This is a genomic window from Pantoea sp. X-Soil-TKNS-1211 (assembly GCF_059730495.1).
Genome location: NZ_AP035953.1, coordinates 3,988,601 through 4,011,614, shown reverse-complemented (window position 1 = coordinate 4,011,614; position 23,014 = coordinate 3,988,601). Strand labels below are relative to the sequence as shown.

The 23,014-nt window shown below is 53.2% G+C and carries 32 protein-coding genes; 30 read left to right on the top strand and 2 right to left on the bottom strand.

Annotated elements, in window-relative coordinates:
* Positions 1-92 precede the first annotated feature (92 nt).
* From tauA to tauD, 4 genes are read left to right on the top strand one after another with little or no spacing between them, the layout of a single operon-like run.
* A complete protein-coding gene (gene tauA / locus AC6I8W_RS18975) occupies positions 93-1,070 on the top strand; it encodes a taurine ABC transporter substrate-binding protein (RefSeq protein ID WP_497838232.1) in 978 nt (325 codons plus the stop codon).
* An 11-nt stretch (positions 1,071-1,081) separates the two neighbouring features.
* Entirely contained in the window at positions 1,082-1,849 is a 768-nt protein-coding gene (gene tauB / locus AC6I8W_RS18970) for a taurine ABC transporter ATP-binding subunit (RefSeq protein ID WP_497836220.1), read from the top strand.
* On the top strand, positions 1,846-2,679 hold the full coding sequence (gene tauC, locus AC6I8W_RS18965; protein WP_497836219.1) for a taurine ABC transporter permease TauC: 834 nt from the start codon (positions 1,846-1,848) through the stop codon (positions 2,677-2,679). Before tauB ends, tauC begins: the two co-directional genes overlap by 4 nt.
* Positions 2,676-3,515 (top strand): taurine dioxygenase, encoded by an 840-nt coding sequence (tauD, locus tag AC6I8W_RS18960; protein ID WP_497836218.1) that lies wholly within the window; start codon positions 2,676-2,678, stop codon positions 3,513-3,515. Before tauC ends, tauD begins: the two co-directional genes overlap by 4 nt.
* Before the next feature lie 45 nt (positions 3,516-3,560).
* Here the strand turns inward: tauD and AC6I8W_RS18955 are convergent, their stop codons facing one another.
* Positions 3,561-5,468 carry an ABC transporter ATP-binding protein gene (locus AC6I8W_RS18955; protein ID WP_480366291.1) on the bottom strand — a complete coding sequence of 636 codons (1,908 nt, stop codon included), beginning with the start codon at positions 5,466-5,468 and terminating at the stop codon, positions 3,561-3,563.
* A 116-nt stretch (positions 5,469-5,584) separates the two neighbouring features.
* On the opposite strand from AC6I8W_RS18955, the gene kefG reads away from it, so the two are divergent.
* From kefG to slyD, 4 genes are all read left to right on the top strand, one after another.
* Entirely contained in the window at positions 5,585-6,136 is a 552-nt protein-coding gene (kefG, locus tag AC6I8W_RS18950; protein ID WP_497836217.1) for a glutathione-regulated potassium-efflux system ancillary protein KefG, read from the top strand.
* Positions 6,136-7,938 (top strand): glutathione-regulated potassium-efflux system protein KefB, encoded by a 1,803-nt coding sequence (gene kefB, locus AC6I8W_RS18945; RefSeq protein ID WP_497836216.1) that lies wholly within the window; start codon positions 6,136-6,138, stop codon positions 7,936-7,938. Before kefG ends, kefB begins: the two co-directional genes overlap by 1 nt.
* A 34-nt stretch (positions 7,939-7,972) precedes the next feature.
* Entirely contained in the window at positions 7,973-8,173 is a 201-nt protein-coding gene (locus tag AC6I8W_RS18940) for a YheV family putative zinc ribbon protein (protein WP_152521888.1), read from the top strand.
* Positions 8,174-8,369: 196 nt separating this feature from the next.
* Complete coding sequence (gene slyD, locus AC6I8W_RS18935; protein WP_480374464.1) at positions 8,370-8,927, top strand: peptidylprolyl isomerase; 558 nt, start codon at positions 8,370-8,372, stop codon at positions 8,925-8,927.
* A 35-nt stretch (positions 8,928-8,962) separates the two neighbouring features.
* Here the strand turns inward: slyD and AC6I8W_RS18930 are convergent, their stop codons facing one another.
* Positions 8,963-9,181, bottom strand: coding sequence for a protein SlyX (locus AC6I8W_RS18930; protein WP_013510780.1), 219 nt, complete (start codon positions 9,179-9,181; stop codon positions 8,963-8,965).
* A 272-nt stretch (positions 9,182-9,453) separates the two neighbouring features.
* Between AC6I8W_RS18930 and fkpA the strand changes: the two genes are divergently transcribed.
* From fkpA to rpsQ, 22 genes are all read left to right on the top strand, one after another.
* The gene (gene fkpA, locus AC6I8W_RS18925; protein WP_021184810.1) at positions 9,454-10,284 is read left to right on the top strand and encodes an FKBP-type peptidyl-prolyl cis-trans isomerase; all 831 of its coding nucleotides are present in this window, start codon (positions 9,454-9,456) and stop codon (positions 10,282-10,284) included.
* A gap of 168 nt (positions 10,285-10,452) precedes the next feature.
* Positions 10,453-11,175 (top strand): helix-turn-helix transcriptional regulator, encoded by a 723-nt coding sequence (locus AC6I8W_RS18920; protein WP_013510778.1) that lies wholly within the window; start codon positions 10,453-10,455, stop codon positions 11,173-11,175.
* On the top strand, positions 11,175-11,561 hold the full coding sequence (gene tusD / locus AC6I8W_RS18915) for a sulfurtransferase complex subunit TusD (protein WP_497836215.1): 387 nt from the start codon (positions 11,175-11,177) through the stop codon (positions 11,559-11,561). Before AC6I8W_RS18920 ends, tusD begins: the two co-directional genes overlap by 1 nt.
* A complete protein-coding gene (tusC, locus tag AC6I8W_RS18910; protein ID WP_497836214.1) occupies positions 11,561-11,920 on the top strand; it encodes a sulfurtransferase complex subunit TusC in 360 nt (119 codons plus the stop codon). The genes tusD and tusC overlap by 1 nt, the downstream gene beginning before the upstream one ends.
* Positions 11,921-11,929: 9 nt before the next feature.
* On the top strand, positions 11,930-12,217 hold the full coding sequence (gene tusB, locus AC6I8W_RS18905) for a sulfurtransferase complex subunit TusB (RefSeq protein WP_497836213.1): 288 nt from the start codon (positions 11,930-11,932) through the stop codon (positions 12,215-12,217).
* A gap of 130 nt (positions 12,218-12,347) precedes the next feature.
* On the top strand, positions 12,348-12,722 hold the full coding sequence (rpsL, locus tag AC6I8W_RS18900; RefSeq protein WP_003852912.1) for a 30S ribosomal protein S12: 375 nt from the start codon (positions 12,348-12,350) through the stop codon (positions 12,720-12,722).
* A gap of 96 nt (positions 12,723-12,818) precedes the next feature.
* Complete coding sequence (rpsG, locus tag AC6I8W_RS18895) at positions 12,819-13,289, top strand: 30S ribosomal protein S7 (RefSeq protein WP_084877349.1); 471 nt, start codon at positions 12,819-12,821, stop codon at positions 13,287-13,289.
* A gap of 93 nt (positions 13,290-13,382) precedes the next feature.
* On the top strand, positions 13,383-15,497 hold the full coding sequence (fusA, locus tag AC6I8W_RS18890; RefSeq protein ID WP_497836212.1) for an elongation factor G: 2,115 nt from the start codon (positions 13,383-13,385) through the stop codon (positions 15,495-15,497).
* A 69-nt stretch (positions 15,498-15,566) separates the two neighbouring features.
* A complete protein-coding gene (gene tuf / locus AC6I8W_RS18885; RefSeq protein WP_013507398.1) occupies positions 15,567-16,751 on the top strand; it encodes an elongation factor Tu in 1,185 nt (394 codons plus the stop codon).
* A gap of 182 nt (positions 16,752-16,933) precedes the next feature.
* Positions 16,934-17,128, top strand: coding sequence for a bacterioferritin-associated ferredoxin (bfd, locus tag AC6I8W_RS18880; protein WP_013510772.1), 195 nt, complete (start codon positions 16,934-16,936; stop codon positions 17,126-17,128).
* 101 nt (positions 17,129-17,229) lie between these two features.
* Positions 17,230-17,712, top strand: a complete 483-nt coding sequence (bfr, locus tag AC6I8W_RS18875) for a bacterioferritin (RefSeq protein WP_497836211.1) — start codon at positions 17,230-17,232, stop codon at positions 17,710-17,712.
* A gap of 313 nt (positions 17,713-18,025) precedes the next feature.
* Positions 18,026-18,337 carry a 30S ribosomal protein S10 gene (rpsJ, locus tag AC6I8W_RS18870; RefSeq protein ID WP_006120582.1) on the top strand — a complete coding sequence of 104 codons (312 nt, stop codon included), beginning with the start codon at positions 18,026-18,028 and terminating at the stop codon, positions 18,335-18,337.
* 32 nt (positions 18,338-18,369) lie between these two features.
* On the top strand, positions 18,370-18,996 hold the full coding sequence (gene rplC, locus AC6I8W_RS18865) for a 50S ribosomal protein L3 (protein WP_021186408.1): 627 nt from the start codon (positions 18,370-18,372) through the stop codon (positions 18,994-18,996).
* A 10-nt stretch (positions 18,997-19,006) separates the two neighbouring features.
* Positions 19,007-19,612: a 50S ribosomal protein L4 gene (gene rplD, locus AC6I8W_RS18860; protein ID WP_013510769.1), complete on the top strand. Its 606-nt coding sequence runs from the start codon at positions 19,007-19,009 to the stop codon at positions 19,610-19,612.
* Entirely contained in the window at positions 19,609-19,911 is a 303-nt protein-coding gene (gene rplW / locus AC6I8W_RS18855; protein ID WP_010618574.1) for a 50S ribosomal protein L23, read from the top strand. The genes rplD and rplW overlap by 4 nt, the downstream gene beginning before the upstream one ends.
* A gap of 17 nt (positions 19,912-19,928) precedes the next feature.
* A complete protein-coding gene (rplB, locus tag AC6I8W_RS18850) occupies positions 19,929-20,750 on the top strand; it encodes a 50S ribosomal protein L2 (protein ID WP_480366270.1) in 822 nt (273 codons plus the stop codon).
* A 16-nt stretch (positions 20,751-20,766) separates the two neighbouring features.
* Positions 20,767-21,045 carry a 30S ribosomal protein S19 gene (gene rpsS, locus AC6I8W_RS18845; protein ID WP_001138115.1) on the top strand — a complete coding sequence of 93 codons (279 nt, stop codon included), beginning with the start codon at positions 20,767-20,769 and terminating at the stop codon, positions 21,043-21,045.
* A 13-nt stretch (positions 21,046-21,058) separates the two neighbouring features.
* The gene (rplV, locus tag AC6I8W_RS18840) at positions 21,059-21,391 is read left to right on the top strand and encodes a 50S ribosomal protein L22 (protein WP_007891659.1); all 333 of its coding nucleotides are present in this window, start codon (positions 21,059-21,061) and stop codon (positions 21,389-21,391) included.
* Positions 21,392-21,408: 17 nt separating this feature from the next.
* Positions 21,409-22,107 carry a 30S ribosomal protein S3 gene (gene rpsC, locus AC6I8W_RS18835; RefSeq protein WP_009087585.1) on the top strand — a complete coding sequence of 233 codons (699 nt, stop codon included), beginning with the start codon at positions 21,409-21,411 and terminating at the stop codon, positions 22,105-22,107.
* Positions 22,108-22,119: 12 nt separating this feature from the next.
* Positions 22,120-22,530, top strand: a complete 411-nt coding sequence (gene rplP, locus AC6I8W_RS18830; protein WP_002438716.1) for a 50S ribosomal protein L16 — start codon at positions 22,120-22,122, stop codon at positions 22,528-22,530.
* Complete coding sequence (rpmC, locus tag AC6I8W_RS18825; RefSeq protein WP_013510767.1) at positions 22,530-22,721, top strand: 50S ribosomal protein L29; 192 nt, start codon at positions 22,530-22,532, stop codon at positions 22,719-22,721. The genes rplP and rpmC overlap by 1 nt, the downstream gene beginning before the upstream one ends.
* Positions 22,721-22,975, top strand: coding sequence for a 30S ribosomal protein S17 (gene rpsQ, locus AC6I8W_RS18820; RefSeq protein WP_013510766.1), 255 nt, complete (start codon positions 22,721-22,723; stop codon positions 22,973-22,975). The genes rpmC and rpsQ overlap by 1 nt, the downstream gene beginning before the upstream one ends.
* The last annotated feature ends 39 nt before the right edge of the window (positions 22,976-23,014 follow it).

Below are 23,014 nucleotides of genomic sequence, written 5' to 3'. Positions count from 1 at the left end.
CGATTTTCATTAGGGATAATTTTTAATTCCTTTATGAAAGCATTGCTGCTGGCGACACTGCACCCAACATAAAAATATTGGGGTGTAAGATGATGGCAGTTACAAATACCTTAACCACATTGGCGGCAGCGCTGGCGTTGCTGACCTTCCAGGCCGAGGCGGTTAACGTCACGGTGGCGTACCAGACTTCGGCGGAACCGGCCAAAGTGGCGCAGGCTGACAACACCTTCGCCAAAGAGAGTGGTGCTACCGTTGATTGGCGTAAGTTTGATAGTGGAGCCAGCGTGTTGCGTGCGCTGGCTTCCGGCGATGTCCAGATTGGTAACATCGGTTCCAGCCCACTGGCGGTAGCGGCCACGCAGCAACTGCCGATCGAGGCCTTCCTGCTGGCTTCGCAGCTCGGCAACTCCGAAGCACTGGTGGTGAAAAAATCCATCAACAAGCCCAAAGATCTTATCGGCAAACGTATCGCCGTTCCCTTTATCTCCACCACCCATTACAGCCTGCTGGCGGCGCTCAAGCATTGGGGTATCAAATCGACAGACGTACAACTGGTGAATCTGCAACCGCCAGCGATTATTGCTGCCTGGCAGCGTGGCGATATTGATGGTGCCTACGTCTGGGCACCGGCCGTCAACGAACTGGAGAAAGACGGCAAGGTGCTGACTGACTCCTCGCAGGTGGGCAAATGGGGCGCGCCAACGTTGGATGTCTGGGTGGTCCGTAAAGACTTTGCTCAGCAGCATCCGGAGATCGTTACCGCCTTTGCCCGTAGCGCACTGGACGCGCAGAAAGCCTATATCGACAATCCACAACAGTGGCTGAAACAGCCGGATAACCTCAGCAAGCTGTCACGCTTGAGCGGCGTGCCGGAAGCACAGGTCCCGGGGCTGGTCGAGGGTAACACCTACCTGACCGCACAGCAGCAGCTGGAGCAGCTTGGCAAGCCAGTGAATAAGGCGATCGTCGACACTGCGCACTTCCTGAAAGAGCAAGGCAAAGTGCCGGATGCTGCCAGTGATTACAGCAGCTTCGTGGCTACCCGCTTCGTTGCCCCTTTAGTGAAATAACCGGAGGTCTTATGCTCAGCATCACCCATTTGAATGCGCGTTACGCCGGACAACCTGCGTTGCAGGATATCAATCTGCAACTGGATCAGCGTGAACTGCTGGTGGTGCTGGGACCGTCAGGCTGTGGCAAAACCACGTTGCTGAACTTAATCGCAGGTTTTCTGCCGCTGGAGTCGGGCAGCATCATGCTGGATGGCAAAACGGTTAACGGGCCGGGAGCCGAGCGTGGCGTGGTATTTCAGAACGAAGGGCTGCTGCCGTGGCGCAATGTGATCGACAACGTGGCCTTTGGTTTGCAACTGGCCGGGATGGCAAAAGCGGAGCGCCATGCTATCGCCCGCCGTCTGATTCGTAAGGTTGGGCTGGAGGGTGCGGAAAAGCGTTTTATCTGGCAGCTCTCTGGGGGGCAGCGTCAGCGCGTGGGGATTGCCCGTGCGCTGGCTGCTGACCCTCAGCTGCTGCTGTTAGATGAACCCTTTGGGGCGCTCGACGCCTTTACCCGTGAGCAGATGCAAACCCTGTTACTGACGCTCTGGCGCGATACCGGTAAGCAGATCCTGTTGATTACCCACGATATTGAAGAGGCGGTATTCCTCGCCAGCGAGCTGGTGCTGCTGTCGCCAGGACCGGGACGCGTGGTTGAGCGGCTGAAACTCGATTTTGGCCAGCGCTTTGCTGACGGTGAACCCTGCCGCAGCATCAAATCCGATCCGGCGTTTATTGAACGGCGCGAATACGTACTGAATCAGGTGTTTGCCCAACGGGAGGCTTTCGCATGAGCGCGTTAATTGATGATAAAGCACGCGCGGCACGCCGCCACCGTGACCTGCGCTGGCCGCTTTCTCGTCAGCTCTCACTCAGCTTGCTGAGTGTCGCGCTGTTGCTGCTGATGTGGTGGGGCGTCACGGCATTGGGGCTGATTGCGCCGCTGTTTCTGCCTTCGCCGCAGCAAGTACTGAAAAAGTTGCTGCTGATTGCCAGTCCGCAAGGCTTTATGGATGCGACCTTGTGGCAGCATCTCGGTGCCAGCCTGGCACGTATGCTGGTGGCGCTGTTCTTTGCCGCACTGATCGGCATTCCGGTAGGGATTGCGATGGGGTTGAGTCCGGCGATACGTGGGTTGCTTGATCCTTTGATTGAACTTTATCGTCCGGTGCCGCCGCTGGCTTATCTGCCACTGATGGTGATCTGGTTCGGCATCGGTGAAACCTCAAAAATCTTACTGATTTATCTGGCGATTTTCGCTCCCGTTACCTTATCGACATTGGCTGGGGTGAAAAATGCGCAGCAGGTGCGCATTCGCGCGGCACAGGCGCTGGGAGCCACGCGCTGGCAGTTGTTGCGCTGGGTTATTCTGCCCGGTGCATTGCCGGAAATCCTGACCGGACTGCGCATTGGCCTTGGGGTTGGCTGGTCAACGCTGGTGGCCGCAGAGTTGATTGCCGCCACCCGTGGTCTTGGCTTTATGGTGCAATCGGCGGGGGAATTTCTCGCCACCGATGTGGTGCTGGCGGGTATCCTGGTGATCGCGCTGATCGCTTTTAGTTTAGAACTCGGGCTGCGCGCCTTGCAGCGACGCCTGACGCCCTGGAATGGAGAGCAGCAATGAACGAACGTGTGACTTTTACCGCGCTGGGGCCGAATATCGGCGCGCAGGTGAGCGATGTGGATCTCAGCCGTCCGCTGAGCGATGCGCAATTTGAACAGCTTTATCACGGCCTGCTGCGCCATCAGGTGTTGTTCCTGCGTAATCAGGTGATTACGCCTGAGCAGCAGCGCGCACTGGCGGTGCGTTTCGGCGATTTACATATCCACCCGGTCTATCCCCATGCCGCTGGCGTGGAGGAAATTATCGTACTGGATACCCATCAGGACAATCCGCCGGATAATGACAACTGGCACACCGATGTCACATTTATCGAAACGCCTCCGGCGATTGCCATTCTGGCCTCGAAGCTGCTGCCGGAAAGCGGTGGTGATACGCTATGGGCCAGTGGCATTGCGGCGTTTGAGGCGTTATCTGCACCCTTTAAGACCTTGTTGACGGGCTTGCAGGCGGAGCACGACTTTAAGAAGTCATTCCAGGAGTTTAAATATCGCAAAACCGAGGAGGAGCATCGGCGCTGGCAGCAGGCGGTGGCGAAACATCCGCCGGTGACACATCCGGTGATCCGTACCCATCCGGTCAGTGGTCGCAAGGCGCTGTTCGTCAATGAAGGATTTACCACGCGGCTGGTCGGGCTGAGCGAGAAGGAGAGCGATGCGCTGCTGGGCTTCCTGTTTGCCCACATTACCAAGCCGGAGTTTCAGGTGCGCTGGCGCTGGCAGGAGAACGATGTGGCGATCTGGGATAACCGCGTGACGCAGCATTACGCCAATGCGGATTATTATCCGGCGCGGCGGGTGATGCATCGCGCGACGGTTTTAGGGGATATCCCGGTTTAACACGTTGTATCGGCGCGATAAATCGCGCCGATACGGACGATATGGCTATGGAGCAGCCAGCATCTGCTCCAGCTGTTCCTGGGCATCCAGCCACGCCATTTCAACTTCTTCCAGGGCTGATTTACTCTCTGCCTGACGTTGCAATGCGGCGGTAAGGTCAGCTTTGCGGCTCTGATCATAAATCGCACTGTCGGACAGCAGCTGCTCGGCTTCACTTAACTGGCTCTGCCACTTTGCCATCTGCTTTTCGAGCTTCTCAATCTCTTTGCGCAGTGGCTGAGTCTGGGCGCGCAGTTCCGCATCACGACGCTTCTGATCTTTACGTGCTTGCGCGCTATTGCCGCTCTCCTGCTTCGGTGCAGCATCCTGTTGCGCCTGCTGTTTTTGCAGGTCGCTCAGCCACTGCTGATAATCTTCCAGGTCGCCTTCAAAGATATCCACTTTACGATCATGCACCAGATAGAGATCGTCGGTGGTGGAACGTAGCAGATGGCGGTCATGCGAAACCACCACCAACGCGCCTTCAAAATCAATCAACGCTTCGGTCAATGCCTGGCGCATATCGAGATCGAGGTGGTTGGTAGGTTCATCGAGCAGCAGCAGGTTGGGGCGCTGCCAGACGATCAATGCCAGCACCAGGCGGGCTTTTTCCCCGCCGGAGAAGCGCTCGGTCACTTCACTGACTTTATCGCCCTGGAAGCCAAAGCCGCCGAGATAATCACGCAGCTGTTGCTCAAGGGTTTTCGGCGCGATACGTGCCAGATGCTGCAATGGCGACTCATCGGCGCGCAGATATTCCAGCTGGTGCTGGGCGAAGTAACCCAGCTTGATGCCTTTCGCCAGACCAATTTCGCCATCGATCGGTGCCAGCTCACCGGCCAGCAGCTTGATCAGCGTCGATTTACCCGCGCCATTACGGCCCAGCAGGCCAATACGCGACCCCGGCACCAGGTTAAGTTTGATGGCATCGAGAATGATGCGATCACCGTAGCCTGCGGTGACTTTTTCCATTTTTAACAAGGGATTTGGCAGGCTTTCCGGCGGGCGGAAGCTAAAGCTGAACGGGTTATCAACGTGTGCCGGGGCTATCAGCTCCATGCGCTCCAGCATTTTGATACGGCTCTGCGCCTGTTTGGCTTTGGTGGCCTGGGCACGGAAACGATCGATGTAACTTTGCAGGTGCGCCACTTTTTCCTGCTGGCTTTGATACAGCGCCTGCTGCTGCGCCAGTTTGGCGACGCGCTGGCGTTCAAATGAGCTGTAGTTGCCGGTGTATTCAAACATCGTTTGCTGTTCGATGTGGATGATCTTATCCACCACCGGATCGAGGAAGTCACGGTCATGCGAAATCAGGATCAGCGTGCCTTCATAGCTTTTCAGCCAGCGTTCCAGCCAGATGACTGCATCAAGATCGAGGTGGTTGGTCGGTTCATCGAGCAGCAGCAAATCGGAACGGCACACCAGCGCCTGGGCGAGGTTGAGGCGCATACGCCAGCCACCGGAGAAGTCGCTAACCGGGCGCTGGAGCTGCTCCTGGCTGAAACCCAGACCGTGCAACAAACTTGAGGCACGGGCATGGATACTCCACGCCTGCACGGCATCCAGCTTGCCATGCAACAGCGCGATAGCATTGCCGTCGTTGCGTGCGTTGGCATCCGCTAATTCGGATTCCAGCTGACGATATTCGCGGTCGCCGTCGATAACATATTCCAGCGCGGCTTTACTCAATGCCGGGGTTTCCTGATTGACCCACGCCAGCGCCCAGTTGCCAGGGAAGGTGGCACTACCGGCGTCACTGCTCATTTCACCTTTGAGCAGCGATAACAGCGTGGATTTGCCGCAGCCGTTTTTACCCACCAGGCCGACTTTCTGACCGGGGTTAATGGTCGCGGTTGCGTTATCCAGCAGCACATTGGTGCCGCGGCGAATTTGTAACGAGGAGAAGACAATCATAAGCGCCGTATCGTCAGAATATGTTAATTTACTGGCAACATAATTAGATGAACTGTTAGTTGCGTCGAGCATGGTAGCGGAAATCCTGCGCTGTGACGACGCTTTGGAGGGGAACGATGTCGCAGCCACCCAAAATCCTGCTGCTTTACGCCCATCCGGAATCACAGGATTCGATTGCCAATCGGGTTTTGCTGCAGTCGGCTATGGAACTGGACCACGTCACGGTGCACGATTTATACGCCCACTATCCGGATTTTTTTATCGATATTCACTATGAACAGCAGCTGCTACGTGAACATCAAATCGTGGTTTTCCAGCATCCACTGTATACCTACAGCTGCCCGGCGTTGTTGAAGGAGTGGCTGGACCGCGTGTTGTCGCGTGGTTTTGCCAGCGGTGCGGATGGCAATGCGCTGGAAGGGAAATACTGGCGCAGCGTGGTTACCACCGGTGAGCCGGAAACCGCCTATTCTCAGCAGGGACTGAATCGCTACCCGATGAGTGACATCATGCGGCCGTTTGAGCTGACGGCACAGATGTGTCGTATGCACTGGATGACGCCGATGGTGATCTACTGGGCGCGACGTCAGACGCCAGCGGTGCTGCGTAATGTTGCCCAGTCTTACAGCGACTGGCTTTCTTCACCGTTGCCACAGGGAGGCGTGTAATGGAAGGACAAACGCTGCTTACCGCTGGTGTTATTTATCTGGTGGCGGCGGTACTGATTGTGCCGATCGCCGCGCGGCTGGGTATTGGCGCGGTGCTGGGCTACCTGTTGGCAGGTATCGCCATCGGCCCCTGGGGGCTGGGTTTCATCAGCGATGTGGATGAGATTCTGCACTTCTCCGAACTTGGCGTGGTGTTCCTGATGTTTATCATCGGGCTTGAGCTGAATCCGGCAAAACTCTGGGCGCTGCGGCGTTCGATTTTTGGTGTCGGTGCAGCCCAGGTGCTGATTTCCGCCGCGATTCTCGGTGTGTTGCTGTGGCTGACTGATTTCTCCTGGCAGGCGGCAGTGATTGGCGGTATCGGTCTGGCGATGTCATCTACCGCGATGGCGTTGCAGTTGATGCGTGATAAAGGCATGAACCGCAGCGAAGCCGGGCAGCTCGGCTTTTCGGTGTTGTTGTTCCAGGACCTGGCGGTGATCCCTGCACTGGCGCTGGTGCCTCTGCTGGCCGGTAGCGACAGCGGTCATGTGGACTGGTTGAAAGTGGGTATGAAGGTGCTGGCTTTTGCCGGGATGCTGATTGGTGGTCGTTTTCTGTTGCGTCCGATATTTCGCTTTATTGCTGCGTCTGGCGTACGTGAAGTCTTTACGGCAGCCTCATTGTTGTTGGTGCTCGGTTCGGCGCTGTTTATGGATGCACTGGGCCTGTCGATGGCGCTGGGGACCTTCATCGCCGGTATCCTGCTGGCGGAAAGTGAATATCGTCATGAGCTGGAAGTGGCAATCGAACCGTTTAAAGGTTTGTTGCTGGGGTTGTTCTTTATCTCCGTCGGCATGGCGCTTAACCTTGGTGTGCTCTACACCCACATCGTCGAAATATTGCTGGGCGTGGTGATTCTGGTGCTGGTGAAAACCCTGGTGCTGTACGTGCTGGCGCGGGTGTATGGACTGCGCAGTTCAGAGCGTCAGCAGTTCGCCGGGGTACTGAGCCAGGGGGGTGAATTTGCCTTTGTGTTGTTCTCTGCGGCGGCGTCGGCGAAGCTGTTCAGTGGCGACCAACTGCCGTTGCTGCTGGTGACGGTGACATTGTCGATGATGACTACGCCGTTGCTGATGCAGGGGATTGATCGCCTGCTGGCGCATCGCTTTAATGAGCCGGAAGATGATAGCGAGAAGCCTTTTGTTGAAGATGATCAACCGCAGGTGATTGTGGTTGGTTTTGGTCGTTTTGGGCAGGTGGTGGGGCGCTTGCTGATGGCAAATAACAAACGCATCACGGTGCTGGAGCGTGATATCTCGGCCGTCAGCCTGATGCGTAAGTATGGCTACAAGGTTTACTATGGTGATGCGACCGAGCTGGAGTTGCTGCGTGCAGCGGGTGCCGCGACGGCGCAATCGATCGTTATCACCTGTAATGAGCCGGAAGATGCCATGACCATTGTGCATCTCTGCCAACAGCATTTCCCGCAGTTGAAGATTTTGGCGCGGGCGCGCGGTCGTGTGGAAGCGCACGAACTGTTGCAGGCGGGCGTGACGCTGTTCTCGCGTGAGACCTTCTCCAGTGCGCTGGAATTGGGGCGCAAAGCGCTGATCTCGCTGGGCATGCATCCGCATCAGGCGCAGCGCGCGCAACATCATTTCCGTCGTCTGGATATGCGAATGCTGCGCGAACTGGTGCCCAACCAAACCGACAGTGCGACCGTTTCACGCGTGCGTGAGGCGAGGCGCGAGCTGGAAGATATCTTCCAGCGCGAAATGCAGCATGAGAAACGTCAGTTTGATGGCTGGGATGATGAGTAACTACACTTACCTTATCCGTTTTTGACGGGCAGGAATCAGTATGCGTAAACGTTTTATTGCCGGTGCGGTGTGCCCGCACTGTCAGCAGAAGGACACGCTGGCGATGTGGCGTGAAAACAATGTGGATGTGGTGGAGTGCGTGAAGTGCGGCCATCAAATGCGCGAAGCCGATAAGCAGGTGCGCGATCAGGTACGCAGTCAGGAACAGGTGATCGGCATTTTTCATCCTGAGTAGCGCAATGGCGCAGCTTTTTTTAAGCTTAAACTTACAGCGGGATTGAATTCCGTTACAATCGGCGCCATTAACGCTGAGCAGCATGCGGCATTGCGTTGTCAGCATCCTCAGTCTTGAACCTTTCTGGTTGGTGTTTTTGCTCGCAAAAATGGACCAATGAGACGGGATTCGCACTTCTCAACGGTTAGGAGATATCATGAAAGTAGCAAAAGACCTGGTGGTGAGCCTGGCGTATCAGGTTCGTACCGAAGACGGTGTGTTGGTTGACGAGTCACCGGTGAGTGCACCGTTGGACTATCTGCACGGTCATGGTTCCCTGATTTCTGGTCTGGAAAAAGCGCTGGAAAATCATGAGCCAGGCGACAAGTTTGACGTGCATATCCCGGCAAACGATGCTTACGGCCAGTACGATGACAACCTGGTACAGCGTGTACCGAAAGATGTATTTATGGGCGTGGACGAACTGCAAGTTGGCATGCGCTTCCTGGCAGAAACCGATCAAGGCCCGGTTCCGGTTGAAATCACCGAAGTTGAAGACGAGCACGTAGTGGTTGATGGTAACCATATGCTGGCGGGTCAGAACCTGAACTTCAACGTCGAAGTTGTGGCGATTCGTGAAGCGACGCCGGAAGAACTGGCACATGGCCACGTTCACGGTGAGCACGGTCATCACCACGATCACGATCATGACCACGATCATGATCACGGCCAGGGTGGCTGCGGCGGTCACGGCGGTTGCGGTTGCAACCACTAAGCATTTTCAGGGCCACCTTCGCGGTGGCCTTTTCTTTAATAATGTGGCGGCGGCGTTTCTTCCGATTGCGACGCAATCATGGACGGTGCGGCAGCTTTGACCTTATCGACCAGCAGACGAACCTGCTCACGTAGTTTGCTCATTTCCAGCTCATGCTGAACCACCGTCTGATTGAGTTGATCAATGGTGTGTTCCTGAAAAGCCAGTTTGCTCTCCAGTGCCTCAAGGCGTTGCTCCCATTCTGCTTGTTCCATCACCACTCCTCATATAACGGTGCTTGCCTGGTCCGGGCGAGATTCTACGGTGTTTTGCCCTGGAATCGTCTGGTTTTTTGCGTAAATCCGACCGGGTGCTTGAATCTGGGCATTATGCCACCATCTTTGATGAAACTTCCTGATGCAAAAAAGGTCAGAGGTTGACCGGATAATTACGTTGTGGGAGTGTTCGCCGCTGCCACGTAAAGTTATAGTGTGGGCCACAGTCCGCAATGATTCCCGGAGCGAGAGGCTTCGGTTTTGGAGAAAGGATGAAATCACTGTTTAAAGTCACATTGTTAGCTACCACCATGGCCATCGCACTGAACGCACCGCTGGCAATGGCAGCAGAAGCGACCACTGCACCGGCCGACGCTGCCCAGGCTGCGCCGCAGGCACCGAAAAATGCTGCCTTCAAAAACGAAGACCAGCAATCAGCCTATGCGCTGGGTGCCTCTCTGGGTCGCTACATGGACAACTCTCTGAAGGAACAAGAGAAACTTGGCATCAAACTGGACAAACAACAGCTGATTGCGGGTGTTCAGGACGCATTCGGCGGCAAGAGCAAACTCTCTGACGAAGAGATCGAGCAAACCCTGCAGGCTTTCGAAGGCCGCGTGAAAGGCGCTGCTCAGGCGAAGATGGAAAAAGATGCGAAAGAGAATGCTGATAAAGGCACTGCTTTTGCTGACAAATTCGCCAAAGAAAAAGGTGTGAAGAAAACCGAATCCGGTCTGTTGTATCAGGTTGAGAAAGAAGGTACTGGCGACGCACCGAAAGACAGCGATACCGTGGTGGTTAACTATAAAGGTACCCTGATTGACGGTACCGAGTTCGACAACTCCTACACCCGTGGCGAGCCGCTGTCATTCCGTCTGGATGGTGTGATTCCGGGCTGGACCGAAGGTCTGAAGCACGTCAAGAAAGGCGGTAAGATCAAGCTGGTTATCCCACCGCAGTTGGCTTATGGCAAAAACGGCGTGCCGGGCATTCCGGCGAACTCTACGCTGGTGTTTGATGTTGAACTGCTCGACATTAAACCGGCGCCGAAAGCCGATGAAAAAGCGCAGGCTCCGGCCGCTGCTGATAAGAAAGCGCAGTAATCTGCCAACCGCCGCCTTAGAGCGGCGGTTTCATTTCTGACGGATGACAAAGCTCTGGCATAACCCGGCGACATTTGCCAGACTAACGCCTGCACAACTACTACTATCAAAATGAGTCTGCCCCCGAGCTGCCGTGACAGGCTCCAGCCATTTAGGGTGATGTCTTCGATGTCTAATCCATTCAATCCCGGTGAACTGACTGACTTCGATTTACTGGAGCAACGTCCGTTTGAGCAAGCAGACTACGATATCCTGAAATCTTATGAGGCGGTCGTCGATGGTCTGGCGATGCTGATTGGCTCGCATTGTGAAATCGTGCTGCATTCACTGGAAGATTTAAAATGTTCCGCAGTGCGTATCGCGAATGGCGAGCACACCGGACGTAAAGTCGGCTCGCCGATTACCGACCTGGCGCTGCGTATGCTGCACGATATGCACGGCGCAGACAGCAATGTCTCAAAAGCCTACTTTACCCGCGCGAAAAGCGGCGTGCTGATGAAATCGGTGACGATTGCGATTCGTAATCGCCAGCAGCGAGTGATTGGTCTGCTGTGCATCAACATGAACCTTGATGTGCCATTCTCACAGATTATGTCGACTTTTATGCCGCCAGAGATGCAGCAGGTCGACTCCAACGTGAACTTTGCCAGTTCGGTAGAAGACCTGGTGATGCAAACGCTGGAGTTCACCATCGAGGAAGTAAGCGCCGATCGCAACGTATCGAACAATGCCAAGAATCGCCAGATTGTGCTCAACATGTACGAGAAGGGCATTTTCGATATTAAAGACGCCATTAATCAGGTTGCCGATCGTCTCAACATCTCTAAGCACACGGTCTATCTCTATATTCGTCAGTTTAAGAGTGGCGATTTTCAGGGGCAGGATCGTTAATGCGCTACACCCTGCTGGTTACTGGCCCGGCATATGGCACCCAGCATGCCAGCAGCGCGTTGCTGTTTGCTCGCGCATTGTTGCAGGCCGGGCATCAGTTGGAGAGCGTATTTTTCTATCGTGAAGGTGTGCTGAATGCGAATCAGCTTACGGCACCGGCTAACGATGAAGTCGATGTGGTGCGTGAGTGGCAACAGCTACAGCTGTCACATGGTGTGGCGTTGAATATCTGCGTGGCAGCGGCGCTGCGACGTGGTATTGCTGACGCACAGGAGGCTGCGCGCTTGCAGTTGGCAGGCAGCAATCTACAGCCGGGGTTCGTATTAAGCGGCCTGGGCGCATTAGCTGAAGCCTCACTAACCTGTGATCGTCTGGTGCAATTCTGATGAACCGCGTGGCTTTTCTTTTTACTCAGTCTCCCCATGGCAATAGCGCCGGTAGGGAAGGGCTGGATGCGGTGCTGGCAACTGCGGCGCTCAGCGAGACTCTTGCGCTGTTTTTTATTGGCGACGGGGTAATGCAACTCAATTGCGGTCAGCAGCCAGAGCCGATTCTGGCGCGTAACTATATCGCCACCTTTGGCGTGCTGGCGCTTTACGATATCGACCAGTGTTTTATCTGTGAGGAGTCACTGCGCGCACGCGGGTTTAGCGCGGCGTCACCACGCGTGATGCCTGCCGAGGTGCTGGACGCCGTTACACTGCGCCAGAAACTGGCGACTTATCATCGAATTATTCGCTTCTGAGACTTCATCATGCTGTACACCCTTATGCATTCCCCCTGGCAATGTGACATCGATACCTTAGTGCTGCTACTTCAGCAGGATGATGACTTGCTGCTTTTACAAGATGGGGTGATGGCGGCGTTATCAGGCAGTGTGATGCTGGAAAAGCTGCAAAAATCTCCGGCAACGCTGTGGGTGTTGCAGGAAGATGTGGCTGCACGTGGCCTGGTTGCACAAATTTCGACCAGTGTATCCTGTGTGAACTATACTGAATTCGTTGCTTTAACGGCGAAGCACCAGCAGCAAATAGCCTGGTAGTACGCTAAAACCTGGTTATTTCTTGACACCCTTTTGACACAGCCCTAAAATTCTGCCTCCTCGTAGTAATACGAGGCGATTTATTACGTGTTTACGAAGCAAAAGCTAAAGCAAATCCAGGAGCTATTTAATGGCAACAGTTAACCAGCTGGTTCGCAAACCACGCGTCCGCAAAGTTGCAAAGAGCAACGTGCCGGCGCTGGAAGCTTGCCCGCAAAAACGTGGTGTTTGTACTCGTGTGTACACCACTACCCCGAAAAAACCTAACTCAGCGCTGCGTAAAGTTTGTCGTGTGCGTCTGACTAACGGTTTCGAAGTGACTTCCTACATCGGTGGTGAAGGTCACAACCTGCAGGAGCACTCCGTGATCCTGATCCGTGGCGGTCGTGTTAAAGACCTGCCAGGTGTGCGTTACCACACCGTTCGTGGCGCGCTGGACTGCTCAGGTGTTAAAGACCGTAAGCAGGCTCGCTCCAAGTATGGCGTGAAGAAGCCAAAGGCTTAATGGTTCTCCGTTAAGTAAGGCCAAACGTTTTAACTTAAATGTCAAACTAAACTCGTAGAGTTTTGGACAATCCTGAATTAACAACGGAGTATTTCCATGCCACGTCGTCGCGTCATTGGTCAGCGTAAAATTCTGCCGGATCCTAAGTTCGGATCAGAGCTGCTGGCTAAATTTGTAAATATCCTGATGGTTGATGGTAAAAAATCAACTGCAGAATCAATTGTTTATACCGCTCTTGAGACCCTGGCTCAACGTTCTGGTAAAAACGCCCTGGAAGCTTTTGATGTTGCCCTCGAAAACGTGCGCCCGACTGTAGAAGTTAAGTCTCGCCGTGTTGGTGGTTCAACTTATCAGGTTCCAGTTGAAGTCCGTCCGGTCCGTCGTAATGCTCTGGCAATGCGTTGGATCGTAGATGCTGCTCGTAAACGCGGTGATAAATCTATGGCTCTGCGCCTGGCGAACGAACTTTCTGACGCTGCAGAAAACAAAGGTACTGCAGTTAAGAAACGTGAAGACGTTCACCGTATGGCAGAAGCCAACAAGGCGTTCGCACACTACCGCTGGTAATTACCACGTAGTTGTTGTTAAACCAGCGGGCGCTCGAACAGCCAACCCGCTGGGGTCGACTAACTTTGAACGTCCGAGAATCAGAGGAATCAAATGGCTCGTACAACACCCATTGCGCGCTACCGTAACATCGGTATCAGCGCACACATTGACGCCGGTAAAACTACTACTACCGAGCGTATCCTGTTCTACACCGGTGTTAACCACAAAATCGGTGAAGTGCATGATGGCGCAGCGACCATGGACTGGATGGCCCAGGAGCAGGAGCGTGGTATTACTATCACCTCTGCAGCGACTACCGCATTCTGGTCTGGTATGGCTAAGCAGTTTGAGCCGCACCGTATCAACATCATCGACACCCCGGGACACGTTGACTTCACCATCGAAGTAGAACGTTCCATGCGTGTGCTCGACGGCGCAGTAATGGTTTACTGTGCAGTAGGTGGCGTGCAGCCGCAGTCTGAAACCGTATGGCGTCAGGCTAACAAATATAAAGTTCCACGCATTGCGTTCGTTAACAAAATGGACCGCATGGGTGCAAACTTCCTGAAAGTTGTAGGCCAGATTGAAACTCGTCTGGGCGCGACTCCGGTTCCGCTGCAGCTGGCTATCGGCGCAGAAGAGAACTTCACCGGTGTTGTTGACCTGATCAAAATGAAGGCCATCAACTGGAACGACGAAGATCAGGGCGTTACCTTCGTTTACGAAGATATCCCGGCTAACATGCAGGAACTGGCTGAAGAATGGCGCCAGAAACTGATTGAGTCTGCTGCTGAAGCTTCTGACGAGCTGATGGAGAAATTCTTTGGTGGCGAAGAGCTGTCTGAAGAAGAGATCAAATCTGCTCTGCGTCAGCGCGTTCTGAACAACGAAATCATCCTGGTTACCTGTGGTTCTGCATTTAAGAACAAAGGTGTTCAGGCGATGCTGGATGCAGTTGTTGAGTACCTGCCGGCTCCGACCGACGTACCTGCAATCAACGGTATCTTGGACGATGGCAAAGACACCCCGGCTGAGCGTCACGCAAGTGATGACGAGCCGTTCTCTGCGCTGGCGTTCAAAATCGCAACTGACCCGTTCGTAGGTAACCTGACGTTCTTCCGCGTGTACTCTGGTGTAGTTAACTCCGGTGACACCGTACTGAACTCAGTGAAATCTGCTCGTGAGCGTTTTGGTCGTATCGTTCAGATGCACGCCAACAAACGTGAAGAGATCAGCGAAGTTCGTGCAGGCGACATCGCTGCGGCTATCGGTCTGAAAGACGTTATCACCGGTGACACTCTGTGTGATCCGAACAACGTGATCATTCTGGAGCGTATGGAATTCCCTGAGCCGGTAATTTCTATCGCTGTTGAGCCGAAAACCAAAGCTGACCAGGAAAAAATGGGTCTGGCGCTGGGGCGTCTGGCGAAAGAAGACCCGTCATTCCGCGTATGGACTGACGAAGAGTCTAACCAGACCATCATCGCTGGTATGGGTGAGCTGCACCTCGACATCATCGTTGACCGTATGAAGCGTGAATTCAACGTTGAAGCGAACGTGGGTAAACCACAGGTTGCTTACCGTGAAGCGATTCGCGCAAAAGTTACCGATATTGAAGGTAAACACGCGAAACAGTCTGGTGGTCGTGGTCAGTATGGTCACGTTGTGATCGACATGTACCCGCTGGAGCCAGGTTCGAACCCGAAAGGTTACGAATTCATCAACGACATTAAAGGTGGTGTGATTCCTGGTGAATACATCCCTGCCGTTGATAAAGGTATCCAGGAGCAGCTGAAGTCTGGTCCGCTGGCTGGTTATCCGGTAGTAGACCTGGGTGTTCGTCTGCACTTCGGTTCTTACCATGATGTCGACTCCTCAGAGCTGGCGTTTAAACTGGCCGCTTCTATCGCCTTTAAACAAGGCTTTAAGCAAGCGAAACCTGTTCTGCTTGAGCCGATCATGAAGGTTGAAGTAGAGACTCCGGAAGAACACACCGGTGACGTTATCGGTGACCTGAGCAGACGTCGTGGTATGCTTAAAGGGCAGGAATCTAACGCTACTGGCGTTGAGATTCACGCTGAAGTTCCGTTGTCTGAAATGTTCGGATACGCAACTCAGCTGCGTTCTCTGACCAAAGGCCGTGCTTCTTACTCCATGGAGTTCCTGAAGTACGATGATGCGCCGAACAACGTCGCTCAGGCCGTTATTGAAGCTCGTGGCAAATAAGGCTACGGTTTAAAAATTGTGAACTGATGCCTTCATCACTGATGAAGGCATAACGTAAGGATTATCGCCATGGCGAAAGAGCAATTTCAACGTAACAAACTGCACGTAAACGTGGGCACCATCGGTCACGTTGACCACGGTAAAACCACTCTGACTGCTGCAATCACCACCGTACTGGCTAAAACCTACGGCGGCCAGGCTCGTGCATTCGACCAGATCGACAACGCGCCGGAAGAGAAAGCTCGTGGTATCACCATCAACACTTCTCACGTTGAGTACGAAACCCCGACTCGCCACTACGCGCACGTTGACTGCCCGGGCCACGCCGACTATGTGAAAAACATGATCACCGGTGCTGCGCAGATGGACGGTGCAATCCTGGTTGTTGCTGCGACTGACGGCCCGATGCCGCAGACTCGTGAGCACATCCTGCTGGGTCGTCAGGTAGGCGTTCCTTACATCATCGTGTTCCTGAACAAGTGCGACATGGTTGATGACGAAGAGCTGCTGGAACTGGTTGAGATGGAAGTTCGTGACCTGCTGTCACAGTATGACTTCCCGGGCGACGACACTCCGATCGTTCGTGGTTCAGCGCTGAAAGCACTGGAAGGCGACGCAGAGTGGGAAGCGAAAATCGTTGAGCTGGCTGGTCACCTGGATACTTACATCCCGGATCCGGTTCGTGCTATCGACCTGCCGTTCCTGCTGCCGATCGAAGACGTATTCTCAATCTCTGGCCGTGGTACTGTAGTAACCGGTCGTGTAGAGCGCGGTATCGTTAAAGTTGGCGACGAAGTAGAAATCGTTGGTATCAAAGCGACTGCGAAATCAACCTGTACTGGCGTTGAAATGTTCCGCAAACTGCTGGATCAGGGTCAGGCGGGTGAAAACTGTGGTGTTCTGCTACGTGGTATCAAGCGTGAAGACATCCAGCGTGGTCAGGTACTGGCTAAGCCGGGCACCATCAAGCCGCACACTCAGTTCGAATCAGAAGTGTACGTACTGTCTAAAGATGAAGGCGGCCGTCATACTCCGTTCTTCAAAGGCTACCGTCCTCAGTTCTACTTCCGTACAACTGACGTAACGGGCTCAGTTGAACTGCCGGAAGGTGTTGAGATGGTAATGCCGGGCGACAACATCAAAATGGTTGTTACCCTGATTCACCCGATCGCCATGGACGAAGGTCTGCGCTTCGCAATCCGCGAAGGCGGCCGTACCGTTGGTGCGGGCGTTGTTGCTAAAGTTATCGCTTAATTGCGCTGACGCAAGTGGCTACCTCGGTAGCCACTTGGGCACGAAAAGAAGAGCACTTCGGTGCTCTTTTTTTATGCCTCAATTTTCTGTTCCCTTGCCTAATCCCACACAAAATCCAGGTTTGAAATAAAAACCATTCTCATTTACACTTTGATCAGAAAATGTACCGGAGTCCGTTGTAAATGTACGTCTGCCTGTGTAATGCCGTGAGTGATAAAACCCTCCGCGAAGTGGTTCGTCGCTATCAACCCAAATCTATTCAGCATTTGCGCCAGCTGGTTCCTATTGGCAAACAGTGTGGCAAATGTATCCGTGCCGCGCGTGAAATCATGGATGACGAGCTCCAGCAAGTGCCGCTGTATAAAGAGATCGCCTGATTCACAGCCTGACACTGGAATAACCACAAAAACTGTCGCGTTTTTTTGACTTCTTTTTATCCGCATCTACGCTCTTATTAACTGGAAGCGGAGGAAGCAAAATGAAGGGCGACACTAAAATCATAAATCATCTCAACAAATTGCTTGGGAATGAGCTGGTTGCAATCAACCAGTACTTTCTTCATGCACGCATGTTCAAAAACTGGGGTCTGATACGCCTCAATGATGTGGAATACCACGAATCCATTGATGAAATGAAACATGCGGACAAGTACATTGAACGCATTCTGTTTCTTGAAGGGATTCCCAACTTGCAGGATCTTGGTCGGTTGCGGATTGGCGAGGATGTGCCGGAAATGCTGAAATCTGACCTGACGCTGGAACTGGAAGGGGCGAAGGATTTGCGCGAAGCCATCGCCTATGCTGATAAAGTCCATGATTACGTCAGCCGCGATATGATGATTGAAATTCTTGCTGACGAAGAACATCACATTGATTACCTGGAGACCGAGCTGGAACTGATCAACAAAATCGGGATTCAGAATTACCTGCAGGCACAAATCAAAGAAGCGGGTGACAGCTAAGCAGATTCCATCCCCAGGTTATGCCCGGCCCGCCGCGTTCTGTGATCGCTGCGGGCTTTTCTTTTCGTGTCACATCCTTTTCTGGTTAAAAACGCATCATGGGTTGCTTCCTGAACAGATTTGCGTATAATGCGCGGGCCTGCCGATATTGGCTGGCGCGATTCGAGCAGAATCGCAGGTGGTTGTAATCTGAACCGCCTGACAATACTCCCAATTGGGGAGTTATATGCTGAACGATTACACTCCTCCATCAATCGTAATGGGTGTGGGTAGTAATTTTTTTCGTTTATAAAATGTTTGGAGCCTTGGTCTCATGTCGAACCAAAGAATCCGTATCCGTCTTAAAGCGTTTGATCATCGTCTGATCGATCAATCAACCGCGGAAATCGTTGAGACTGCCAAGCGCACTGGTGCGCAGGTACGTGGTCCGATCCCGCTGCCGACTCGCAAAGAGCGTTTTACCGTTCTGATCTCTCCGCACGTTAACAAAGATGCGCGTGATCAGTACGAAATCCGCACTCACAAGCGTCTGGTAGACATCGTTGAGCCAACTGAAAAAACCGTTGATGCTCTGATGCGTCTGGATCTGGCTGCCGGTGTTGACGTGCAGATCAGCCTGGGTTAATCAGGTCATCGAGCGATTGAGAGGTTGAAACAATGAGTGGTTTAGTCGGTAAAAAAGTGGGCATGACCCGCATCTTCACTGAAGATGGCGTTTCTATCCCCGTCACCGTTATTGAAGTTGAAGCAAACCGCGTTACCCAGGTGAAAACTCTGGAGAACGATGGTTACCAGGCGATCCAGGTTACCACCGGTGCTAAAAAAGCTAACCGTGTGACCAAACCTGAAGCTGGTCATTTTGCTAAAGCTGGCGTTGAAGCTGGCCGTGGTCTGTGGGAATTCCGCACCGAAGGTGAAGAGTTCGCTGTTGGCCAGAGCATCAGTGTTGAAATCTTCGCTGAAGTGAAAAAAGTAGACGTAACCGGTACCTCTAAAGGTAAAGGTTTCGCAGGTACCGTTAAGCGCTGGAACTTCCGTACCCAGGACGCGACTCACGGTAACTCCTTGTCTCACCGCGTTCCGGGTTCTATCGGTCAGAACCAGACTCCGGGCAAAGTGTTCAAAGGCAAGAAAATGGCTGGTCAGCTGGGTAATGAGCGCGTAACCGTTCAGAGCCTGGAAGTGGTACGTGTTGACGCTGAGCGCAACCTGCTGCTGGTGAAAGGTGCAGTTCCGGGTGCGACCGGTAGCGACCTGATCGTTAAACCGGCTGTGAAGGCGTAAGGGGATAGCAATGGAATTAGTATTGAAAGACGCGCAGAGCGCGCTGACTGTTTCCGAAACTACCTTCGGTCGTGATTTCAACGAAGCGCTGGTTCACCAGGTTGTTGTTGCCTACGCTGCTGGTGCTCGTCAGGGTACTCGTGCGCAGAAAACTCGTGCTGAAGTAACTGGTTCAGGCAAAAAGCCATGGCGCCAGAAAGGTACCGGCCGTGCGCGTTCAGGTTCTATCAAGAGCCCGATCTGGCGTTCAGGTGGCGTGACCTTCGCTGCACGTCCTCAGGACCACAGTCAAAAAGTTAACAAAAAGATGTACCGCGGCGCGCTGAAAAGCATCCTGTCCGAGCTGGTACGTCAGGACCGTCTGATCGTTGTCGAATCATTCTCTGTTGAAGCACCGAAAACCAAGCTGCTGGCACAGAAACTGAAAGACATGGCGCTGGAAGACGTGCTGATCATCACCGGCGAACTGGATGAGAATCTGTTCCTGGCTGCGCGTAACCTGTACAAGGTTGACGTGCGCGATGCAGCAGGTATCGACCCAGTTAGCCTGATCGCCTTCGACAAAGTCGTTATGACTGCTGAAGCAGTTAAGCAAGTTGAGGAGATGCTGGCATGATCCGTGAAGAACGTCTGCTGAAAGTACTGCGCGCGCCGCACGTATCTGAAAAAGCATCTACCGCGATGGAAAAAACCAATACCATCGTTCTCAAAGTTGCGAAAGACGCGACCAAAGCAGAGATCGTTGCTGCTGTCGAGAAACTGTTCGAAGTAGAAGTTAAAGACGTAAACACCCTGGTTGTTAAGGGTAAAGTTAAGCGTCACGGACAGCGTATCGGTCGTCGTAGCGACTGGAAAAAAGCTTACGTCACCCTGAAAGAAGGCCAGAACCTGGACTTCGTCGGCGGCGCTGAGTAAGTCGGAGGAGAAAGACAATGGCAGTTGTTAAATGTAAACCGACATCTCCGGGTCGTCGTCACGTAGTTAAAGTGGTGAACCCTGAGCTGCACAAGGGCAAACCTTTTGCTCCGTTGCTGGAAAAAAACAGCAAATCCGGTGGTCGTAACAACAATGGTCGTATCACTACCCGTCATATCGGTGGTGGTCACAAGCAGGCTTACCGTATTGTTGACTTCAAACGCAACAAAGATGGTATCCCGGCAGTTGTTGAGCGTCTTGAGTACGATCCGAACCGTTCTGCGAACATCGCACTGGTTCTGTACAAAGATGGCGAGCGCCGTTACATCCTGGCCCCTAAAGGCCTGAAAGCTGGCGACCAGATTCAGTCTGGCGTTGATGCTGCGATCAAAGCGGGTAACACCCTGCCGATGCGTAACATCCCAGTTGGTTCTACCGTGCACAACGTAGAAATGAAACCAGGTAAAGGCGGTCAGATTGCTCGCTCAGCTGGTGCTTACGTGCAGATCGTTGCGCGTGAAGGTTCCTACGTTACCCTGCGTCTGCGTTCAGGCGAGATGCGTAAAGTCGAATCCGAATGTCGCGCAACTCTGGGCGAAGTCGGTAACGCTGAGCACATGCTGCGCGTTCTGGGTAAAGCCGGTGCAACCCGTTGGCGTGGTGTTCGTCCTACCGTTCGCGGTACTGCGATGAACCCAGTCGATCACCCGCACGGTGGTGGTGAAGGTCGTAACTTTGGTAAGCACCCGGTAACTCCGTGGGGCGTTCAGACCAAAGGTAAGAAGACCCGTAGCAACAAGCGTACTGATAAATTTATCGTACGTCGCCGTAGCAAATAATTTTAGAGGATAAGCCATGCCACGTTCTCTCAAGAAAGGTCCTTTTATTGACCTGCACTTGCTGAAGAAGGTAGAGAAAGCGGTGGAAAGCGGAGACAAGAAGCCCCTGCGCACCTGGTCCCGTCGTTCAACGATCTTCCCTAACATGATCGGTTTGACCATCGCTGTCCATAATGGTCGTCAGCACGTTCCTGTCTTTGTTTCCGACGAAATGGTCGGCCACAAGCTGGGTGAATTTGCACCGACACGTACTTATCGCGGCCACGCTGCTGATAAGAAAGCCAAGAAGAAATAAGTAGGAGGAAGAGATGGAAACTATTGCTCAACATCGCCATGCTCGTTCTTCTGCTCAGAAGGTTCGCCTCGTTGCTGACCTGATTCGCGGTAAGAAAGTGTCGCAGGCTCTGGATATTCTGACTTACACCAACAAGAAAGCGGCTGTACTGGTTAAGAAAGTCCTGGAATCTGCCATTGCTAACGCCGAACACAACGATGGCGCTGATATCGACGATCTGAAAGTTGCGAAAATTTTCGTAGATGAAGGCCCAAGCATGAAGCGCATTATGCCTCGTGCAAAAGGTCGTGCAGATCGCATCCTGAAGCGCACCAGCCACATTACTGTGGTTGTGTCCGATCGCTGAGACTCTGGAGACTAGCAATGGGTCAGAAAGTACATCCTAATGGTATTCGCCTGGGTATTGTAAAACCATGGAACTCTACCTGGTTTGCGAACACCAAAGAATTCGCTGACAACCTGGACAGCGATTTTAAAGTACGTCAGTTCCTGACTAAAGAACTGGCAAAAGCGTCTGTATCACGCATCGTTATCGAACGTCCGGCTAAGAGCATCCGTGTGACTATTCACACCGCTCGTCCGGGTATCGTAATCGGTAAGAAAGGTGAAGACGTTGAGAAACTGCGTACGGTCGTCGCGAATATCGCTGGCGTTCCTGCACAGATCAACATCGCTGAAGTCCGTAAACCGGAACTGGACGCGAAACTGGTAGCTGACAGCATCACTTCACAGCTGGAGCGTCGTGTGATGTTCCGTCGTGCTATGAAGCGTGCAGTTCAGAACGCCATGCGTCTGGGCGCGAAGGGTATTAAAGTTGAAGTTAGCGGCCGTCTGGGCGGCGCGGAAATCGCACGTACCGAATGGTACCGCGAAGGTCGCGTACCGTTGCACACTCTGCGTGCTGACATTGACTACAACACCTCTGAAGCGCACACCACTTATGGTGTAATCGGCGTTAAGGTATGGATCTTCAAAGGTGAGATCCTGGGTGGTATGGCTGCTGTTGAACAACCGGAACCGGCTGCTCAACCTAAAAAGCAGCAGCGTAAAGGCCGTAAGTAAGGAGAGTCGCTGATGTTACAACCAAAGCGTACGAAATTCCGTAAAGTGCACAAAGGCCGTAACCGCGGTCTGGCGCAGGGTACGGATGTTAGCTTCGGTACTTTCGGTCTGAAAGCTGTTGGCCGTGGTCGTCTGACTGCACGTCAGATCGAAGCAGCACGTCGTGCTATGACCCGTGCAGTTAAGCGTCAAGGTAAGATCTGGATCCGTGTATTCCCGGACAAACCGATCACCGAGAAGCCGCTGGAAGTGCGTATGGGTAAAGGTAAGGGTAACGTGGAGTATTGGGTTGCCCTGATCCAGCCTGGTAAAGTCCTGTATGAAATGGACGGCGTACCGGAAGAGCTGGCCCGTGAAGCATTCAAGCTGGCAGCAGCAAAACTGCCTATCAAAACCACCTTTGTAACTAAGACGGTGATGTAATGAAAGCAACTGAGCTGCGTGAAAAAAGCGTTGAAGAGCTGAACGCTGAGCTGCTTAACCTGCTGCGTGAGCAGTTTAACCTGCGCATGCAGGCAGCATCTGGCCAACTGCAGCAGACCCATCTGCTGAAGAATGTGCGCCGTGATGTTGCACGTGTTAAGACTTTACTGACTGAGAAGGCGGGTTCGTAATGACCGATAAAATCCGTACTCTGCAAGGTCGTGTTGTTAGTGACAAAATGCAGAAATCTGCAGTTGTTGCTATCGAACGTTTCGTGAAGCACCCGATCTACGGTAAATTCATTAAACGTACGACTAAGCTGCACATCCACGACGAGAACAACGAATGCGGTATCGGTGACGTGGTTGAAATCCGCGAATGCCGTCCGCTGTCCAAGACTAAGTCATGGACTCTGGTTCGCGTTGTAGAGAAAGCGGTTCTGTAATAGAATCCTCTTCCTCTAAAAAATAAGATGAACGGCTCT

Coding starts and splice junctions, on each gene's coding strand:
- tauA (WP_497838232.1), top strand. CDS start 93: ATGGCAGTTACAAATACCTTAACCACATTGGCGGCAGCGCTGGCGTTG.
- tauB (WP_497836220.1), top strand. CDS start 1,082: ATGCTCAGCATCACCCATTTGAATGCGCGTTACGCCGGACAACCTGCG.
- tauC (WP_497836219.1), top strand. CDS start 1,846: ATGAGCGCGTTAATTGATGATAAAGCACGCGCGGCACGCCGCCACCGT.
- tauD (WP_497836218.1), top strand. CDS start 2,676: ATGAACGAACGTGTGACTTTTACCGCGCTGGGGCCGAATATCGGCGCG.
- AC6I8W_RS18955 (WP_480366291.1), bottom strand. CDS start 5,468: ATGATTGTCTTCTCCTCGTTACAAATTCGCCGCGGCACCAATGTGCTG.
- kefG (WP_497836217.1), top strand. CDS start 5,585: ATGTCGCAGCCACCCAAAATCCTGCTGCTTTACGCCCATCCGGAATCA.
- kefB (WP_497836216.1), top strand. CDS start 6,136: ATGGAAGGACAAACGCTGCTTACCGCTGGTGTTATTTATCTGGTGGCG.
- slyD (WP_480374464.1), top strand. CDS start 8,370: ATGAAAGTAGCAAAAGACCTGGTGGTGAGCCTGGCGTATCAGGTTCGT.
- AC6I8W_RS18930 (WP_013510780.1), bottom strand. CDS start 9,181: ATGGAACAAGCAGAATGGGAGCAACGCCTTGAGGCACTGGAGAGCAAA.
- fkpA (WP_021184810.1), top strand. CDS start 9,454: ATGAAATCACTGTTTAAAGTCACATTGTTAGCTACCACCATGGCCATC.
- AC6I8W_RS18920 (WP_013510778.1), top strand. CDS start 10,453: ATGTCTAATCCATTCAATCCCGGTGAACTGACTGACTTCGATTTACTG.
- tusD (WP_497836215.1), top strand. CDS start 11,175: ATGCGCTACACCCTGCTGGTTACTGGCCCGGCATATGGCACCCAGCAT.
- tusC (WP_497836214.1), top strand. CDS start 11,561: ATGAACCGCGTGGCTTTTCTTTTTACTCAGTCTCCCCATGGCAATAGC.
- tusB (WP_497836213.1), top strand. CDS start 11,930: ATGCTGTACACCCTTATGCATTCCCCCTGGCAATGTGACATCGATACC.
- rpsL (WP_003852912.1), top strand. CDS start 12,348: ATGGCAACAGTTAACCAGCTGGTTCGCAAACCACGCGTCCGCAAAGTT.
- rpsG (WP_084877349.1), top strand. CDS start 12,819: ATGCCACGTCGTCGCGTCATTGGTCAGCGTAAAATTCTGCCGGATCCT.
- fusA (WP_497836212.1), top strand. CDS start 13,383: ATGGCTCGTACAACACCCATTGCGCGCTACCGTAACATCGGTATCAGC.
- tuf (WP_013507398.1), top strand. CDS start 15,567: ATGGCGAAAGAGCAATTTCAACGTAACAAACTGCACGTAAACGTGGGC.
- bfd (WP_013510772.1), top strand. CDS start 16,934: ATGTACGTCTGCCTGTGTAATGCCGTGAGTGATAAAACCCTCCGCGAA.
- bfr (WP_497836211.1), top strand. CDS start 17,230: ATGAAGGGCGACACTAAAATCATAAATCATCTCAACAAATTGCTTGGG.
- rpsJ (WP_006120582.1), top strand. CDS start 18,026: ATGTCGAACCAAAGAATCCGTATCCGTCTTAAAGCGTTTGATCATCGT.
- rplC (WP_021186408.1), top strand. CDS start 18,370: ATGAGTGGTTTAGTCGGTAAAAAAGTGGGCATGACCCGCATCTTCACT.
- rplD (WP_013510769.1), top strand. CDS start 19,007: ATGGAATTAGTATTGAAAGACGCGCAGAGCGCGCTGACTGTTTCCGAA.
- rplW (WP_010618574.1), top strand. CDS start 19,609: ATGATCCGTGAAGAACGTCTGCTGAAAGTACTGCGCGCGCCGCACGTA.
- rplB (WP_480366270.1), top strand. CDS start 19,929: ATGGCAGTTGTTAAATGTAAACCGACATCTCCGGGTCGTCGTCACGTA.
- rpsS (WP_001138115.1), top strand. CDS start 20,767: ATGCCACGTTCTCTCAAGAAAGGTCCTTTTATTGACCTGCACTTGCTG.
- rplV (WP_007891659.1), top strand. CDS start 21,059: ATGGAAACTATTGCTCAACATCGCCATGCTCGTTCTTCTGCTCAGAAG.
- rpsC (WP_009087585.1), top strand. CDS start 21,409: ATGGGTCAGAAAGTACATCCTAATGGTATTCGCCTGGGTATTGTAAAA.
- rplP (WP_002438716.1), top strand. CDS start 22,120: ATGTTACAACCAAAGCGTACGAAATTCCGTAAAGTGCACAAAGGCCGT.
- rpmC (WP_013510767.1), top strand. CDS start 22,530: ATGAAAGCAACTGAGCTGCGTGAAAAAAGCGTTGAAGAGCTGAACGCT.
- rpsQ (WP_013510766.1), top strand. CDS start 22,721: ATGACCGATAAAATCCGTACTCTGCAAGGTCGTGTTGTTAGTGACAAA.